15 protein-coding genes are annotated in these 14,498 nt (G+C 62.2%); 5 read left to right on the top strand and 10 right to left on the bottom strand.

Translation table 11 applies throughout. The features are described from left to right. The first annotated feature begins 15 nt into the window (after window positions 1-15). Together D7S44_RS06115 and flk are read left to right on the top strand one after the other, a co-directional pair. Window positions 16-912 (top strand): DMT family transporter, encoded by an 897-nt coding sequence (locus tag D7S44_RS06115; protein ID WP_120453035.1) that lies wholly within the window; start codon window positions 16-18, stop codon window positions 910-912. Between the two features lie 100 nt (window positions 913-1,012). Continuing rightward, window positions 1,013-2,044, top strand: a complete 1,032-nt coding sequence (gene flk / locus D7S44_RS06110; protein ID WP_120453033.1) for a flagella biosynthesis regulator Flk — start codon at window positions 1,013-1,015, stop codon at window positions 2,042-2,044. Between the two features lies 1 nt (window position 2,045). On the opposite strand, the gene D7S44_RS06105 is transcribed toward flk, so the two are convergent. Continuing rightward, window positions 2,046-2,489 (bottom strand): rhodanese-like domain-containing protein, encoded by a 444-nt coding sequence (locus D7S44_RS06105; RefSeq protein ID WP_120453031.1) that lies wholly within the window; start codon window positions 2,487-2,489, stop codon window positions 2,046-2,048. Between the two features lie 87 nt (window positions 2,490-2,576). Here D7S44_RS06105 and pdxR point away from each other — a divergent pair, with 87 nt between their 5' ends. Further along, entirely contained in the window at window positions 2,577-4,013 is a 1,437-nt protein-coding gene (gene pdxR / locus D7S44_RS06100; RefSeq protein ID WP_120453029.1) for a MocR-like pyridoxine biosynthesis transcription factor PdxR, read from the top strand. Here the strand turns inward: pdxR and D7S44_RS06095 are convergent. Beyond that, window positions 3,985-5,160, bottom strand: a complete 1,176-nt coding sequence (locus D7S44_RS06095) for an arabinose transporter (RefSeq protein WP_120453027.1) — start codon at window positions 5,158-5,160, stop codon at window positions 3,985-3,987. The genes pdxR and D7S44_RS06095 overlap by 29 nt on opposite strands. Before the next feature lie 95 nt (window positions 5,161-5,255). Next, window positions 5,256-6,476, bottom strand: coding sequence for a beta-ketoacyl-ACP synthase I (gene fabB, locus D7S44_RS06090; protein ID WP_120453025.1), 1,221 nt, complete (start codon window positions 6,474-6,476; stop codon window positions 5,256-5,258). 156 nt (window positions 6,477-6,632) lie between these two features. On the opposite strand from fabB, the gene mnmC reads away from it, so the two are divergent. Continuing rightward, window positions 6,633-8,645: a bifunctional tRNA (5-methylaminomethyl-2-thiouridine)(34)-methyltransferase MnmC2/FAD-dependent 5-carboxymethylaminomethyl-2-thiouridine(34) oxidoreductase MnmC1 gene (gene mnmC / locus D7S44_RS06085; RefSeq protein ID WP_120453023.1), complete on the top strand. Its 2,013-nt coding sequence runs from the start codon at window positions 6,633-6,635 to the stop codon at window positions 8,643-8,645. Between the two features lie 31 nt (window positions 8,646-8,676). Here mnmC and D7S44_RS06080 read toward each other — a convergent pair whose 3' ends face one another. The 6 genes from D7S44_RS06080 to prmB are packed head-to-tail and all read right to left on the bottom strand — an operon-like array spanning window position 8,677 to window position 13,267. Next, complete coding sequence (locus tag D7S44_RS06080; RefSeq protein ID WP_120453021.1) at window positions 8,677-8,958, bottom strand: YfcL family protein; 282 nt, start codon at window positions 8,956-8,958, stop codon at window positions 8,677-8,679. 31 nt (window positions 8,959-8,989) lie between these two features. Continuing rightward, window positions 8,990-9,535 (bottom strand): elongation factor P hydroxylase, encoded by a 546-nt coding sequence (locus D7S44_RS06075; RefSeq protein ID WP_120453019.1) that lies wholly within the window; start codon window positions 9,533-9,535, stop codon window positions 8,990-8,992. Window positions 9,536-9,585: 50 nt separating this feature from the next. After that, the gene (locus tag D7S44_RS06070; protein WP_120453017.1) at window positions 9,586-10,383 is read right to left on the bottom strand and encodes a sulfite exporter TauE/SafE family protein; all 798 of its coding nucleotides are present in this window, start codon (window positions 10,381-10,383) and stop codon (window positions 9,586-9,588) included. Window positions 10,384-10,392: 9 nt separating this feature from the next. After that, complete coding sequence (gene mepA, locus D7S44_RS06065) at window positions 10,393-11,217, bottom strand: penicillin-insensitive murein endopeptidase (protein ID WP_120453015.1); 825 nt, start codon at window positions 11,215-11,217, stop codon at window positions 10,393-10,395. 4 nt (window positions 11,218-11,221) lie between these two features. After that, window positions 11,222-12,307 carry a chorismate synthase gene (gene aroC, locus D7S44_RS06060; protein WP_120453013.1) on the bottom strand — a complete coding sequence of 362 codons (1,086 nt, stop codon included), beginning with the start codon at window positions 12,305-12,307 and terminating at the stop codon, window positions 11,222-11,224. 27 nt (window positions 12,308-12,334) lie between these two features. Continuing rightward, window positions 12,335-13,267 carry a 50S ribosomal protein L3 N(5)-glutamine methyltransferase gene (gene prmB / locus D7S44_RS06055; protein WP_120453011.1) on the bottom strand — a complete coding sequence of 311 codons (933 nt, stop codon included), beginning with the start codon at window positions 13,265-13,267 and terminating at the stop codon, window positions 12,335-12,337. Between the two features lie 160 nt (window positions 13,268-13,427). Between prmB and smrB the strand changes: the two genes are divergently transcribed. After that, the gene (gene smrB, locus D7S44_RS06050) at window positions 13,428-13,976 is read left to right on the top strand and encodes an endonuclease SmrB (RefSeq protein ID WP_081140321.1); all 549 of its coding nucleotides are present in this window, start codon (window positions 13,428-13,430) and stop codon (window positions 13,974-13,976) included. A gap of 32 nt (window positions 13,977-14,008) precedes the next feature. On the opposite strand, the gene sixA is transcribed toward smrB, so the two are convergent. Next, complete coding sequence (gene sixA / locus D7S44_RS06045; protein WP_120453009.1) at window positions 14,009-14,491, bottom strand: phosphohistidine phosphatase SixA; 483 nt, start codon at window positions 14,489-14,491, stop codon at window positions 14,009-14,011. Between the last annotated feature and the right edge of the window lie 7 nt (window positions 14,492-14,498).

Here is a 14,498-nt window from a genome sequence, read left to right as displayed (position 1 = left end):
TCTCAGGAGCCCATCATGAATTTACTTTTTCCGCTGCTGGCGGTGCTGATCTGGTCGGTGAATACCATCGTCAGCAAGCTCTCCGCCGGGAGCATCGATCCCGCCGCTATTTCGTTTTATCGCTGGCTGCTGGCGCTTATCGTGCTAACGCCTTTCGCGCTGCCGGGCGCGTGGCGGCATCGCCATACTATCCGGGCCAACCTGGGACGGCTGCTGATCCTCGGCCTGCTTGGCATGGTGCTGTATCAGAGCCTGGCTTACTACGCCGCGCACAGCGTCTCGGCGGTCATGATGGGCATTCTCGGCGCGACTATTCCTCTGCTGACCATTCTGCTCAGTCTGGTGGTGCTGCGGCTGGCGCCGACGCGCGGTATTCTTATCGGCGGCCTTCTGTCGTTTGCGGGCCTGGTATGGCTGGTGAGCGAGGGCCATCCTGCGCAGCTGCTGCAGCAGCGTCTGGGCAGCGGCGAACTGATGATGCTGGCCGCCTCGACCTCTTATGCGCTCTACGGCGTGCTGACCCGGCGCTGGGCGATTCCGCTGCCTAACTGGCAGAGCCTCTATGTGCAGATCTGCTTTGGTGTCCTGCTGCTGCTGCCGGGCTTTCTGCGCGCGCCTGAGGTCGCGCTTAACGCGCAAAATATCCCGCTGGTGCTGTTTGCCGGGCTGTTCGCTTCGATTATCGCGCCCTTTCTGTGGATCCTCGGCGTACAGCGCCTGGGCGCCAGCACGACCAGCATCTTTATGAATTTTATCCCGGTCTTTACCGCTATTATCGCGGTGCTGTTCCTGCATGAGCAGCTGCACGCCTATCACTGGATCGGCGGCGCGATGACGCTGTCTGGCGTGCTTCTTGCGCAGCGTCTGAAAACCCCGCTCAGGCGTCGTCAGGCGGCAACGACGCCTGGCTGAATAAACACAGGCCCCCGTGGGATTTCCCGGGGGCTTTTGCTATCATGGCGCATCTTTTTTCCGGCGCACCCCACGCTGTTCTGTTTTCAAGGATTCCGCCATGCAACCTCTTAGCGGCCCCGGTGCGCCGATGGGCGATCGTTCTGCTGTCACGCCGTCAACCGGCGCGCCCCGTCCCGGCGCGACGCCAGGCGATCAGCCTCTTTCTCCAGCCCAGCGCACCACGCTGGAACGCCTGATTGTGCGCATTATGTCATTCAGCACGCTAAAAGCGCCTGAACTCTGGGCGGGCGTACAGCGCGAAGTGGGCGTGAAAAGCGAGGCGGAGCTGCAGTCGCGCCATTTTCCGGCGGCGGAGCAGTATCTTAACAGCCGCCTGACGCAGGCGGAAAACGGACGCGCCACGCGCCAGCTGCTCACCCAGCTCACCGACCTGCTGCCGCAGGGCAATAACCGTCAGGCGGTAAGCGATTTTATTCGTCAGCAGTTCGGCCAGACGGTGCTGAGTTCGCTGTCGCAGGATCAGCTGCGTCAGGTACTGACCATGCTGCAAAACGGTCAGATGGCGATCCCGCAGCCGCAGCAGTCGCGCACCACCGACCGTACGCTGCTGCCTGCCGAACATCAGACGCTGAACCAGCAGATCGCTCGACTGGCGGCCGCCACAGGCGAATCCACCGGAAAAATCTGGGCCTCGGCGCTTAAGCTGGTTAATCTCACCAGCGGTGATCCTATTCCGTCGCGCCATTTCCCGCTGCTGACGCAATATCTGCAGGTGCGCCAGACGCTGAGCCAGCACAGCGCGCCTACTTTGCAGATACTGGAAGTCTCGCTCAAGCAGCCGCTCGATCGCAGCGAACGCCAGCAGCTGGAGGATTACAGCCTGCAGCGTTTCCAGGCGACGCCGCAAACGATCCTGACGCCTGCCCAGACGCAGGATCTGCTCAATCAGCTCTTTGCGCGCCGCGCCGAAAAAAATCAGGAGCAGCCTCTGGCCGACAGCGCGCTGCGCCCGCAGCCGATCTGGGCGCCCTTTATCGCCGCGCTGCCGCAGCCGCTGGCGCAGCGCCCGCTGCTGGGCGTGGCTGTCGCGCTGATTGTGGTCGCTCTGCTGCTGTGGCTGCTGCTCTGAGTTAACAGCCGCACTGCGCGCCGGGGGTGGCTGCAGGCCATTCGCCCGGCGCGTCGCCCCAGCACATCGGATGGCCGTCGCGCCGCCAGAAATCCAGCCCGCCGATCAGCTCCTTCACCTGAAAACCCAGCGCCGCCAGCTTATATGCCGCTTTGGTCGATCCGTTGCAGCCGATGCCGTCACAGTAGGTGATATAGACTTTGCTGCGATCCAGTCCTGCCGTGCTTTCGGCGTTCATGTTGCGATGCGGAAAACTCAGGGCGCCGCAAATATGTCCCGCGCGGTAGGCTTCCGACGAACGCGCGTCAATCACCACGATTTCCGCTACCTGATGAGCCAGATCGTCCGCGACATCCCAGGCGTCGGCGTACCAGGCAAGTTTATTTTGCAGATAGTCGAGGCTTTGCTGCGGCGACGGCGGCGGGAAACGTAGAACCTGTGACATGATCATTCTCCTGTTGTGGTAGGCGGTCAGTTTACGGCAAAGTGGACTGCTCCCTGAGACCCATATCCACGTTGAGATAAGACCATTATGAGTACGCCGCTGCTGACGCTTTTCAGCCACAACGCGCAGGGCGGGCTGCGCGAACGCCTGTGCGCCACGCTGCGCCAGGCGATCGCCGCAGGCCATCTCAGCTTCGGGCAAAAAGTGCCGTCGACGCGCCAGCTGGCGGGCGATCTTGGCCTGTCGCGTGTGACGGTGGAGGCGGCCTATGCGCAGCTGGAAAGCGAGGGCTATCTCAGCCGCGAGGTCGGCCGCGGCACCTTTGTCGCCATTGTGATGCCCACGCAGACGCCGCGCGCCGCGTCTGCGGAGCTGCCGCGCTTCTCCTCGCGCGGCAGTGCGGTTATCGCCACCGGCGGCTGCCAGGATCCCCCCTTCCCCCACGCTTTCGCCGCCGGTTCGCCGGAACTGCGCGCTTTTCCGCACCGCCTGTGGCGACGGCTGAGCGCCAGCGTGCAGCGCGCCGAGGGAAGTCAACTGATGGGCTACGGCGATCCGCTCGGTTATCTGCCGCTGCGCAACGCGGTAGCGGACTATCTGGCGCTGTCGCGCGGGATGCGCTGCCGCCCAGAGCAGGTAATTATCCTGACCAGCTCGCAGCAGGCGTTACAGCTGCTGGCGATGATGTTTCTCGATCCCGGCGATGAGGTGTGGCTGGAGACGCCCGGCTATCCCGGCGCGCGCAACGCCTTTGTGGCGGCAGGCGCGCGTTGCCGCGGCGTGCCGCTGGATAGCGAAGGCGCGCAACTGCAGAGCGGCGCGGCAAAGCTGCTCTACCTGACGCCGTCGCACCACTACCCTGGCGGCGTCGCGATGAGCCTGCCGCGCCGCCTTGCATGGCTGGCGTGGGCGCAGCGCCACGGCAGCTGGATTATTGAGGATGACTATGACAGCGAGTTTCACTATGACGATCGGCCGACGCCCGCCATGCAGGGGCTGGATCGCCACGGGCGAGTGATCGCGCTGGGCACCTTTTCCAAATCGCTTTTTCCCTCGCTGCGGCTGGCGTGGATGGTGGTGCCGCCTGCGCTGGTCGCCCCGCTCGGTCAGGCGCGCAGCGTGATGGACGGGCACAGCGCTCAGTTACCGCAGGCGGTGACAGCGGCTTTTTTGCAGCAAGGACACTTCGCCAGCCACCTGCGGCTGATGCGCCAGCTCTATCGCAGCCGCCGCGACCTGCTGCTGGCGCGACTGCAGCCCCTTTCGCCCTGGCTGACGCCGATCGCCACACCCGGCGGACTGCAATTAACAGTCAGGCTCTGCGCAGGCGAAGATGAGGCGGCGCTGACCGCGCAGGCGGAAAAAGAGGGACTGACGCTGCCGCGTCTCAGCCCGCTGGCGATCGATACGCCAGCGCAGCCAGGCTGGATCCTCGGGTTTTCCGCACTGTCGCCCGGCGAAATCGCTACGGGCTGCGCAAAGCTGGCCGCGCTGTTCAGGCGCGGCGGGAAAAGCGCCAGGTAACGACCATGCCCAGTAGCGCACAGCAGGCGCCCGCAAGGTAGACCGAGCCGTAGCCCAGCGCGGTTGCGATGAGTCCGGCAATCGGCCCGCTGGCGCCGTAGGCGACATCCTGAAAAGCGGAGAAGCCCCCCAGTGCCGTACCGCGCACCTGCGGCGAGACGCGTTTCACTACCTCGACGCCAAGCGCCGGGAAAATCAGCGAGCAGCCGCAGCCGGTCAGCGCAGCGCCGATCAACGCCATCCAGCCATTGACGGCAAACGCCAGCAGCAGCAGACCCGCCGCCTCCACCAGCAGCGAAATCAGCGCGACGCGGATGCCGCCGTGGCGGTCCGGCGTGCCGCCGAAAACCAGGCGCACCAGCACAAAGGCGACGCCGAACGCCGTCAGGGTAAAGCCCGCGTTGCCCCAGTGCCGGGCGGCAAAATAGAGCGAGGTGAAGGTGCCGATCACCGCAAAGCCGACGCCCTGCAGCGCCAGCGCCAGACCGGGCTGGAGCACAGCGCGGATCACGCTGAACAGCGAAGGCCGCTCGCCACCCATCACCGGCACCGGGCGGATGCCGCTGTTGAGCGCCAGCGCCGCCAGCGGCAGGGCCGTTGCGACCGCACCCAGCAGCGCAAAGCCGCCGTGCTGGTGCAGCAGCAGGCCGAGCGGCGCCCCGGCAGCCAGCGCGCCGTAAATCGCCATGCCGTTCCATGACATTACCAGCCCGGATCGCTTCGCGCCGACCAGTCCCAGCCCCCAGGTCAGGTTGCCGGTAAGCAGAAAACTTTCGCCGAAACCGAGCAGCAGACGCCCCAGCGCCAGCAGCGCGAACTTAATCAGTGCCGGAACCGGCAGCAGCGCGGCGGCAAGGTAGGCGACGCCCACCAGCATAATCGCCAGCATCCCCTGCTGCGTGGTGCGCTTCGCGCCGTGCCGATCGGCGCGGCGCCCGGCAAAGCCGCGCGTCAGCAGCGTGGCGAAAAACTGAATGCCGACCGCGACGCCGACCATCACGTTATTCATGCCCAGTTCCTGATGCACGTAGAGCGGAATAACCGGCAGCGCCAGTCCGGCGGTAAGATAGGTAATAAAGACGGCCAGCGAAGAGCAGGCCAGCGGCAAGGTGGAAGCCGACTGCGGCTCGGTTGCGGTTGTGGTCATAACGGACGTAGCTCCTTGTTATAAACGTCTCTGCTCCTGCCCCACAAAAGAAAAAGGGCCGGTCAGACCGGCCCTTTATAAAACATTTTTAGCGATTACGCCTGGAACTTACGCATTGTCAGGGTCGCGTTGGTGCCACCGAAGCCGAAGCTATTGGACATCACGGTGGTGAGCGCTTTTTCCGTCGGTTTGGTGATGATGTTCATCCCTTCCGCCGCCGGATCTGGCGTTTCGATATTGATGCTCGGCGCGATAAAGCCGTGCTCCAGCATCAGCAGGCTATAGATCGCTTCCTGCACGCCCGCCGCGCCCAGCGAGTGGCCGGTCATCGCTTTGGTAGCGGAGATAGCCGGGGTGTTGTCACCGAAGACTTCACGGATTGCGCCCAGCTCTTTCACGTCGCCCACCGGCGTTGAGGTGCCGTGGCTGTTCAGGTAGTCGATCGGCGTATCAACGCCTTGCATCGCCATCTTCATGCAGCGCACCGCGCCTTCGCCTGATGGCGCAACCATATCCGCGCCGTCAGAGGTCGCGCCGTAGCCGACGATCTCTGCGTAGATATGCGCGCCGCGCGCCAGCGCGTGCTCCAGCTCTTCAACCACGACCATACCGCCGCCACCAGCGATAACGAAGCCGTCGCGCTCGCTGTCATAGGTACGAGACGCTTTTTCCGGCGAGTCGTTATATTTGGTGGAGAGCGCGCCCATCGCGTCGAACTCGCACGCCATTTCCCAGCACAGCTCTTCGCCGCCGCCGGCAAACACGATGTCCTGTTTGCCCAGCTGGATCTGCTCGACCGCGTTGCCGATACAGTGCGCGGAAGTCGCGCAGGCAGAGCTGATCGAGTAGTTCACGCCGTGGATTTTAAACGGTGTGGCGAGACAGGCGGAGACGCCAGATGCCATCGCTTTGGTTACCACATAAGGGCCGACCGCTTTCAGACCGCGCGGGCTACGCATAGCGTCAGCGCCGAATACCTGGAAGCGCGGCGAACCGCCGCCGGAACCGGCAATCAGACCCACACGCGGGTTGCTCTGATACTGCTCGTCGGTCAGGCCAGAATCTTTGATCGCTTCTTCCATAGAGAGGTAAGCATAGATAGACGCATCACTCATAAAACGCACAACTTTGCGATCGATAAGGCCGGTGGTATCCAGTTTGACGTTACCCCAGACGTGACTACGCATGCCGGAATCCTTCATCTCCTGAGAGAAGGTGATGCCGGAACGGCCTTCACGCAGAGAAGCCAGCACTTCCTGCTGGTTATTACCAATGCTGGAAACAATCCCCAGGCCAGTAATCACTGCACGTTTCATTCAGTTGTCCTCATTCCACTTCTTTTTGGATTGACGTGCACTCTAGCTTACACTTGTACGCCGAACAAGTCCGATCAGCCATTTCCTTTTGTAAATTTGCGTCATGTGACCCTGGTCGCTAAAATCGCGCCATTGCCTGAAAAATGAGCCTTTACCGTGAAATTCTCCCCGGTTGAACACGCCCAGCTAAGCTGGAATGAACAGGGTACACCTGTTTCCCGAGCCTTTGACGACGTCTATTTTTCCAATGACAACGGTCTGGAAGAGACGCGTTACGTCTTTCTGGGCGGCAACGATCTGCCGGAGCGTTTCACGCGGCATACGCGCGATCTCTTTATCGTGGCGGAAAGCGGCTTCGGCACCGGCCTTAATTTTCTGACGCTGTGGCAGGCGTTTGACGCTTTTCAGCAGGCGCAGCCTGACGCCGCCCTGCAGCGGCTGCACTTTATCAGCTTTGAAAAATACCCGCTGACGCAGGCTGACTTAGCGGCGGCGCATCAGCGCTGGCCGGAACTGCAGCCCTGGGCCAGTCAGCTGCAGCGGGAGTGGCCCGTCGCCCTGCCCGGCTGCCAGCGCCTGCTGTTCGACGGTGGCCGCGTCACGCTCGATCTCTGGCTCGGCGATATTAATCCCCTTATTGAAACCTTTGATGACAGCCTCTTTCGCCAGGTAGACGCCTGGTTTCTCGACGGCTTCGCACCGGCGAAAAATCCCGATATGTGGACGCCGCAGCTGTTCAGCGCCATGGCTAAGCTGGCGCGGCCCGACGCCACTTTCGCCACCTTCACCGCCGCCGGCTTCGTGCGTCGCGGTTTGCAGGAGGCGGGCTTTGAAGTCACACGCCGCAAAGGCTTCGGCCACAAACGCGAGATGTTGTGCGGCGTGCTGAGGCAGGCGCCGGATCTTCCCGCCGTGCAGCCCTGGTATGCGCGTCCCGCCGCGCAAGAAAACGAGGCGGCGATCGTCGGCGGCGGCGTAGCGAGCGCGGTGCTGGCGCTTGCCCTGCTGCGCCGCGGCTGGCGCGTCACGCTCTACTGCGCCGATGAAGCTGCCGCGCTGGGCGCGTCGGGCAATCGCCAGGGCGCACTCTATCCGCTGCTGAATCAGCACGACCCGGCACTGGCGCGCTTCTTTCCCGCCGCTTTTAGCTTTGCGCGTCGGCTGTATGACGCCGCGCCGGTAAGCTATGAACATCACTGGAGCGGCGTACTGCAGCTCGGCTGGGATGAGAAAAGCGCCGACAAAATTACGCAGATGCTGGCGATGGGGCTGCCAGAGACAATCGCGCGCGGGGTGAGCCCGGAAGAGGCGGAGGCGCTGGCGCAGGTTGAACTGGGTGTCGGCGGTATTTTCTATCCGCTCGGCGGCTGGCTCTCCCCCGCCGAACTTACCAGCGGCCTGCTGGCGCATGGCGAAACGCAGGGGCTGCGCATTCACTGGCTGCACCGCCTGACGCAGCTTTCGCAAACGGATAAAGGCTGGACGCTGTGCTTCGCCGACGGTAAAGAGGCGCGGCACCAGAATGTGGCGCTGGCGACCGGCCACCAGCTCAGCGCCCTGCCGCAAAGCGCGCAGCTGCCGACCTATGCGGTTTCCGGCCAGGTGAGCCATATTCCCAGCACGCCGGGTCTGAAGGCGCTGAACACCGTGCTCTGCTACGACGGCTATCTGACGCCGGTCAGCCCGCAGTTCGGCACCCACTGCATCGGCGCCAGTTACCATCGCGGCGATACCGCGACCGTCTATCGCGAAGAGGATCAGCAGCAGAACCGCACGCGGCTGCTCCACTCTCTGCCCGGCTGCGGCTGGGCGGAAAAGGTGGACGTCAGCGCGGGTGAAGCGCGCATCGGCGTGCGCTGCGCCACGCGCGACCATCTGCCGATGGCGGGCGCCGTGCCCGACTACGATGCGACGCTGGCAAGCTATGCGGATCTTCCTGAGCAGCGCGCGCGTGGCGAAGTCATCGCCGCGGCGCCGCACTATGCCGGGCTTTTTCTGCTGGGCGCGCTGGGATCGCGCGGCCTGTGCAGCGCCCCGCTTGCCGCCGAAGTGCTGGCGGCGCAGATGAGCGGCGAACCGCAGCCGCTGGATCGCGCGACGCTGGCCGCGCTCAGCCCGAACCGCTACTGGGTGAGAAAGCTGCTGAAAGGGAAAAAAGCGGGGAAATAGTACCGGGGCGGCATTGCGCCGCCCCGCTGTCTCAGGCGGTCTGGCGCGCCTGCTGGAACAGGTTGTCCCACATGCCGACCACCAGCACCTGATCGCGCGGCGACAGCTCGCCGGCGGCAATGGCGTTTTGCAGGCTGTTGGCAACCTGGGTCTGCAACGCTTCCGGCGTATGCTCGCCCGACTGTTCGATTTCCGCGACCGCGAGGGTCAGGTGACCGCGCAGATAGCCGCTGGCGAACAGCTCGTCATCGCTGGCGTGATCGACCATATCGTCAATCAGGGCCAGAATACGCGCTTCAAATTCTGCGATCATCTCAATTCCTCTTTAATAATGTCTGCACTCATCACAGATCGTCTGGCCAGGGAAACTGTGCTGACGTCAGTGCAGGCGTGCCATAAAAGTCCGCCAGAGCGGTGATAAAACGCCCGGGCCGCGCAGGAATGCCATTCTCCAGATAAGAGATAACCTGAGCATGGACCTTGCGCTGAAACGCGATGCGATCGGGTTCACAATCTCCGTCGAGATTGTCACAGCTGACATTGAACGGAAAGCCCGCCGCGACGCAGAACATCCACTCCAGCGCCTGCGGCTTGATCTCCACGGATTCAAACTGATTTTGCGTCTGAGCGTCGCGTCCATCCGGGCAGTACCAGTAGCCGAAATCCACCAGCTTGCGCCGCGCCTCACCGGCGATACACCAGTGAGAAATTTCGTGCAGCGCGCTGGCGTAAAAGCCGTGCGCGAACACGACGCGGTTCCACGGCGAACTCTCGTCTGCCGGAAGATAGATGGGTTCGTCGTCGCCTTTAATTAGACGGGTCTGAAACTCGTCGCGAAAGCAGCTATCGAAAATCGTAATCAGTTGTTCGTAATGGTGCGTCGTATTCATGGTGTCATCGTAAAAACGGCGTCATTATCGCGGCGCCGGGAATGAATGTATTACAGCGCGGCGATCCACGCCAGCAGCGCGCTGCCGTGAGCGTCCCACAGCAGCTTCGCGCTCATTACCGCAGAAACGATCACCACCATCGGGCGGATCAGCTTCTGTCCGCGGCTCAGGACCAGCCGCGCCCCAAGCCGCGCGCCGCAGAAGGCGCCGAGCAGCATAATAAAGCCGGTTCCCCAGATCACTTTACCGCCGAACATAAAAAACAGCAGGCTGGCGAAGTTAGAGGTGAAATTCAGAATTTTGGCATGCGCGGTGGCTTTGGCGAGGTTAAAGCCGCACAGGGTAACAAAAGCGAGCGCATAGAAAGAGCCCGCGCCAGGCCCGAAAAAGCCGTCGTAAAAGCCGACGCAACCGCCGCCAATCAGCGCATAGGGCAGTCCATAGAGGCGGCGCGCGCGATCTTCTTCGCCGAGACGCGGCATCAGCAGAAACCACAGGCCGATAGCGATCAGCAGCAGCGGCAAGACCTGACGCAGCGCATCAGCGTTAAGGTGCTGGATCAGGATGGTGCCCAGCACCGCGCCGATAAAGGTCATGGCGATATTGAGCCGCTGTTCGTTCAGCTTTACCGCGCCGCGGCGCACGAAATAGAGGCTTGCGGAGAAAGAGCCGCCCACTGACTGCAGCTTATTGGTCGCCAGCGCCTGCGCAGGAGAGAGACCGGCCGCCAGCAGCGCGGGCACGGTGAGCAGCCCGCCGCCGCCGGCGATGGAGTCAATAAAGGCCGCCAGCACGGCGACCAGAAACAGAATCCCGACGACCATCGGGCTGACGACAAACCACTCCATGGAGATCCCTTATAACAGATGTTTATCCAGCAGCGCCTGACACGCCTGCGGCAGTGGCGGCGGCTCGCGCTTCACAGGCGCGCCGCTACCCGGTTTTTTCGGCAGGAACCAGCTCTCCAGCTCGGCGCCGCAGCCGTCGCCCGGCGGCGGCGCAGGCTGATCTTCACAGCCGATACTGTTGGGCGGGCAGCGCAGGCGCACATGCATATGCGCGCGATGAGCGAACCACGGACGCACCTTGCGCAGCCAGTCGCGGTCGGCGCCAGCGTCGGCGCAAAGCTGCTTTTTAATCGCCGGATTGACGAAGATGCGCGTAACATCGTTATCTTTCGCCGCCAGTTTGATCAGGCTATCGATCTCCGGCTGCCAGTGACGCGCCACCACGCTTTTGTCATCCGCCGTCACCAGGTCGAGCGGCTGCGGCTTCAGCAGCTGCTGCGCGCTCCAGCGGGTTTTGGGCAACTGCAGCCAGATATCGACGTCGAGTCCGGTCTGATGGCTGGCGTGCCCGCTGCTGAAGCGCCCGCCCGCCGCCATGCCCATATCGCCTATCAGCACGTTGCCGAGCTGCAGGTTGTGCGCCTGCGTGCTGAGACGCTGAATAAACAGGATAAGATCGGGATGGCCGAAGTAACGTCGCTGATCCTGGCGCATCACCTGATAGGCAGGCGCGTTCAGCGGCAGCGCCTGCGCGCCGACGATGCAGCCGTTGGCGAAGGAGCCGATAGACTGCGCGCTTCCCGGGATCGGCTGCTGAATACGCTGCCACGGCGTCGCGGCCAGCCCTGAGGCGCTGAAGATCAGCGCCGATAAGAGAATAAACAGTGATTTCATGGCGTCACCAGCGCGGTACGGTGCTGTTGACGTCGGCGTTCTGCGCACGGTGGCGCAGCAGATGATCCATCAGCACGATCGCCATCATCGCTTCGGCGATCGGCACGGCCCGGATCCCCACGCAGGGATCGTGACGCCCTTTGGTGATCATCTCTACCTCTTCGCCGCTGCGCGTAATGGTGTTGCCCGGCACGGTGATGCTGGAGGTCGGCTTCATCGCCAGGTTGGCGCTGATGGTCTGGCCGCTGCTGATGCCGCCGAGGATGCCGCCCGCATGGTTGCTCTGGAAACCGCTGGCGCGGATCTCGTCGCGATGCTGGCTGCCGCGCTGGTTCACTACTGCAAAGCCGTCGCCGATCTCCACCCCTTTCACCGCGTTGATGCTCATCAGCGCATGCGCCAGGTCGGCGTCAAGGCGATCAAAAACCGGCTCGCCGAGGCCCGGCGGCACGTTTTCCGCCATCACCGTGACTTTGGCGCCGATAGAGTCGCCCTCTTTCTTCAGGGCGCGCATCAGCTCGTCCAGCGCCTCCAGCTTGCTGGCGTCCGGGCAGAAAAAGGGATTCTCTTCGACGATGCTCCACTCTTTCAGCTCGCACGCCACGTCGCCAATCTGCGCCAGATAGCCGCGAACCAGGATGCCATGCTTCATCTGCAGATATTTTTTGGCAATTGCGCCCGCCGCGACACGCATCGCGGTTTCACGCGCCGATGAGCGACCGCCGCCGCGATAGTCGCGCAGGCCATACTTTTGCTCATAGGTGTAATCGGCATGGCCGGGACGAAACAGATCTTTAATCGCGCCGTAGTCCTGGGAACGCTGGTCGGTATTTTCAATCAGCAGGCCGATCGAGGTGCCGGTGGTGACACCCTCGAAAACGCCGGACAAAATTTTCACCTGATCCGGCTCGCGGCGCTGCGTGGTATAGCGCGAGGTGCCGGGACGGCGGCGGTCGAGATCGTGCTGGATATCCGCTTCGGTCAGCGGAATGCCAGGCGGCACGCCGTCAACGATGCAGCCCAGCGCGAGACCGTGTGACTCGCCAAAGGTAGTTACGCGAAAAAGTTGTCCGATGCTGTTTCCGGCCATGGTGATTCCTTGTTACGAAGCGTTCGCTCAGTCTTTATAAATAGAAAAGTGATGTTGTGCGTCGACGATCTGCTGGCGCGTCAGCATAAAGACGCCGTCGCCGCCGTTATCGAACTCCAGCCAGGTAAAGGGCACGTCGGGATACTGATCGATCATATGCACCATGCTGTTGCCTACTTCGCAGATCAGCACGCCGTTGTCGCTCAGATAGCCAGGCGCGCAGGCGAGAATGCGGCGCACCAGCTTCAGGCCGTCGCTGCCCGCCGCCAGGCCCAGTTCCGGCTCGTGGCGATATTCGTTCGGCAGATCTTCCATATCTTCCGCATCGACATAGGGCGGATTGGAGACGATCAGATCATATTTCAACGGCGGCAGTTCGCGGAACAGATCGGCGCGGATCGGCGTCACCTGTTGAGTCAGGCCATGCTCGTCGATATTCTGCTCGGCCACCGCCAGCGCGTCATAAGAGATATCCACCGCGTCGACTTCCGCTTCCGGGAAGGCGTATGCGCAGGCGATAGCGATACAGCCACTGCCGGTACACATATCGAGGATATGACGCGGCGCTTCGGAGATTAATCCGGCAAAGCGGTTTTCAATCAGCTCGCCGATGGGCGAGCGCGGTACCAGCACGCGTTCATCGACAAAAAACTCGTGGCCGCAAAACCAGGCTTTATTGGTGAGATAGGCCACGGGAATACGTTCGTTGACGCGGCGGATCACGCGCTCAACGATACGATGACGCTCGCTGGCGGTAAGGCGCGCGCTGCGCATATCTTCCGGAATATCCAGCGGCAGCCAGAGCGTGGGCAGGACCAGTTGCACCGCTTCGTCCCAGGGATTGTCGGTGCCGTGACCGTACCAGATCCCGGCGGCGGAAAAACGGCTGACCGCCCAGCGCAACATATCCTGAATGGTGTGCAGTTCGTTGACTGCCTCATCGACGAAAATTTTGTCCACGTAGCCCTCCGCAGGCCCAATTGCTAAATCGGCCGATAGTGTGCCATGAAGCCGGGGAGAATTCAGCGCAGCAAGGTGAAAAAGCTGACAATTAGCGGATCGGGCGGTAAGGTAACGCCATTCGCTGTTTTCCAGCCTTATCAGACAAGATTCGCCTGAAATGAGTAAAAAAAACCCTCTGAATGACGACGACAAAGCGTTGTTTCGCCAGCTAATGAGCGGCACGCGCAAAATAAAGCAGGATACCGTGGTGCATAAACCCGCGGTGAAAAGCCGCGAGCTGCCGCTAAAGCGATTAATTTCCGAACAGGTGGATAACAGTCACTACTTTTCCGACGAGTTTCAGCCGTTGCTGGCAACCGAAGGCGCGACGCGCTATGTACGCGCCGACGTCAGTCATTACGAGCTGAAAAAGCTGCGGCGCGGCGACTATACGCCGGAAATTTTTCTCGACCTGCACGGCTTAACGCAGCAGCAGGCCAAACAGGAGCTGGGCGCGCTGATCGCCGCCTGTCGGCGCGAACATCTGTTCTGCGCCAGCGTCATGACCGGCCACGGCAAACATATACTCAAGCAGCAGACGCCGCTCTGGCTGGCGCAGCACCCTTACGTCATGGCCTTTCATCAGGCGCCGAAAATGTTTGGCGGCGACGCGGCATTGCTGGTGCTGATTGAGGTTGAGGAGTGGCAACCGCCCGAGCTGCCTTAAGAAGGGATGGGCCGTCTCGCGGCCCGCGGGCATTATATGGCTTTCGCCAGTTTAGAGGGGCTGACCTGCCACAACAGCTTGCCTTCGCAGCTGGCGGGATCGAAATCCACGCAGGCGATGGCGGAAGTGGCGAACATCGGCGGCGCTTCCTGCGGGCAGAGTTCCGACACCAGATAGCCGACCAGCGGCAGGTGCGAGATCACGATGGCCGACTTCACCCCTTCATTCCCCAGCGCCTGCAGATAGCAGGCCACCAGGCCGGGATCGCCGCCGGGCGTCAGTTCCGGCAAAATATCCTGCCCCTCCGGCAGATTTAACGCTTCGCGTACCGTCGCCAGCGTCTGCTGAGCACGAAGATAGGGACTGACCAGCACACGTTCTACGTCAACCGTCTGGCTGTTAAGCCAGCTCGCCATCTGGCGTGATTCATCACAGCCGCAATGGGTAAGAGGTCGCACCGAATCACTGGCGGCTTCAAGAGCAGCATCGCCGTGACGCATGATAAAAACTTGCATAAAGCAC

Origin of the sequence: Pantoea piersonii (genome assembly GCF_003612015.1) — a bacterium.
GTDB lineage: Bacteria > Pseudomonadota > Gammaproteobacteria > Enterobacterales > Enterobacteriaceae > Pantoea > Pantoea piersonii.
The sequence above is the reverse complement of the archived record's forward strand: the minus strand, read 5'-3'. Positions and strand labels throughout refer to the sequence as shown.

Bases quoted from the DNA above. Each gene is read 5' to 3' on its own strand.
- D7S44_RS06115 (WP_120453035.1), top strand. From the start codon at position 16: ATGAATTTACTTTTTCCGCTGCTGGCGGTGCTGATCTGGTCGGTGAAT.
- flk (WP_120453033.1), top strand. From the start codon at position 1,013: ATGCAACCTCTTAGCGGCCCCGGTGCGCCGATGGGCGATCGTTCTGCT.
- D7S44_RS06105 (WP_120453031.1), bottom strand. From the start codon at position 2,489: ATGTCACAGGTTCTACGTTTCCCGCCGCCGTCGCCGCAGCAAAGCCTC.
- pdxR (WP_120453029.1), top strand. From the start codon at position 2,577: ATGAGTACGCCGCTGCTGACGCTTTTCAGCCACAACGCGCAGGGCGGG.
- D7S44_RS06095 (WP_120453027.1), bottom strand. From the start codon at position 5,160: ATGACCACAACCGCAACCGAGCCGCAGTCGGCTTCCACCTTGCCGCTG.
- fabB (WP_120453025.1), bottom strand. From the start codon at position 6,476: ATGAAACGTGCAGTGATTACTGGCCTGGGGATTGTTTCCAGCATTGGT.
- D7S44_RS06080 (WP_120453021.1), bottom strand. From the start codon at position 8,958: ATGATCGCAGAATTTGAAGCGCGTATTCTGGCCCTGATTGACGATATG.
- D7S44_RS06075 (WP_120453019.1), bottom strand. From the start codon at position 9,535: ATGAATACGACGCACCATTACGAACAACTGATTACGATTTTCGATAGC.
- D7S44_RS06070 (WP_120453017.1), bottom strand. From the start codon at position 10,383: ATGGAGTGGTTTGTCGTCAGCCCGATGGTCGTCGGGATTCTGTTTCTG.
- mepA (WP_120453015.1), bottom strand. From the start codon at position 11,217: ATGAAATCACTGTTTATTCTCTTATCGGCGCTGATCTTCAGCGCCTCA.
- aroC (WP_120453013.1), bottom strand. From the start codon at position 12,307: ATGGCCGGAAACAGCATCGGACAACTTTTTCGCGTAACTACCTTTGGC.
- smrB (WP_081140321.1), top strand. From the start codon at position 13,428: ATGAGTAAAAAAAACCCTCTGAATGACGACGACAAAGCGTTGTTTCGC.
- sixA (WP_120453009.1), bottom strand. From the start codon at position 14,491: ATGCAAGTTTTTATCATGCGTCACGGCGATGCTGCTCTTGAAGCCGCC.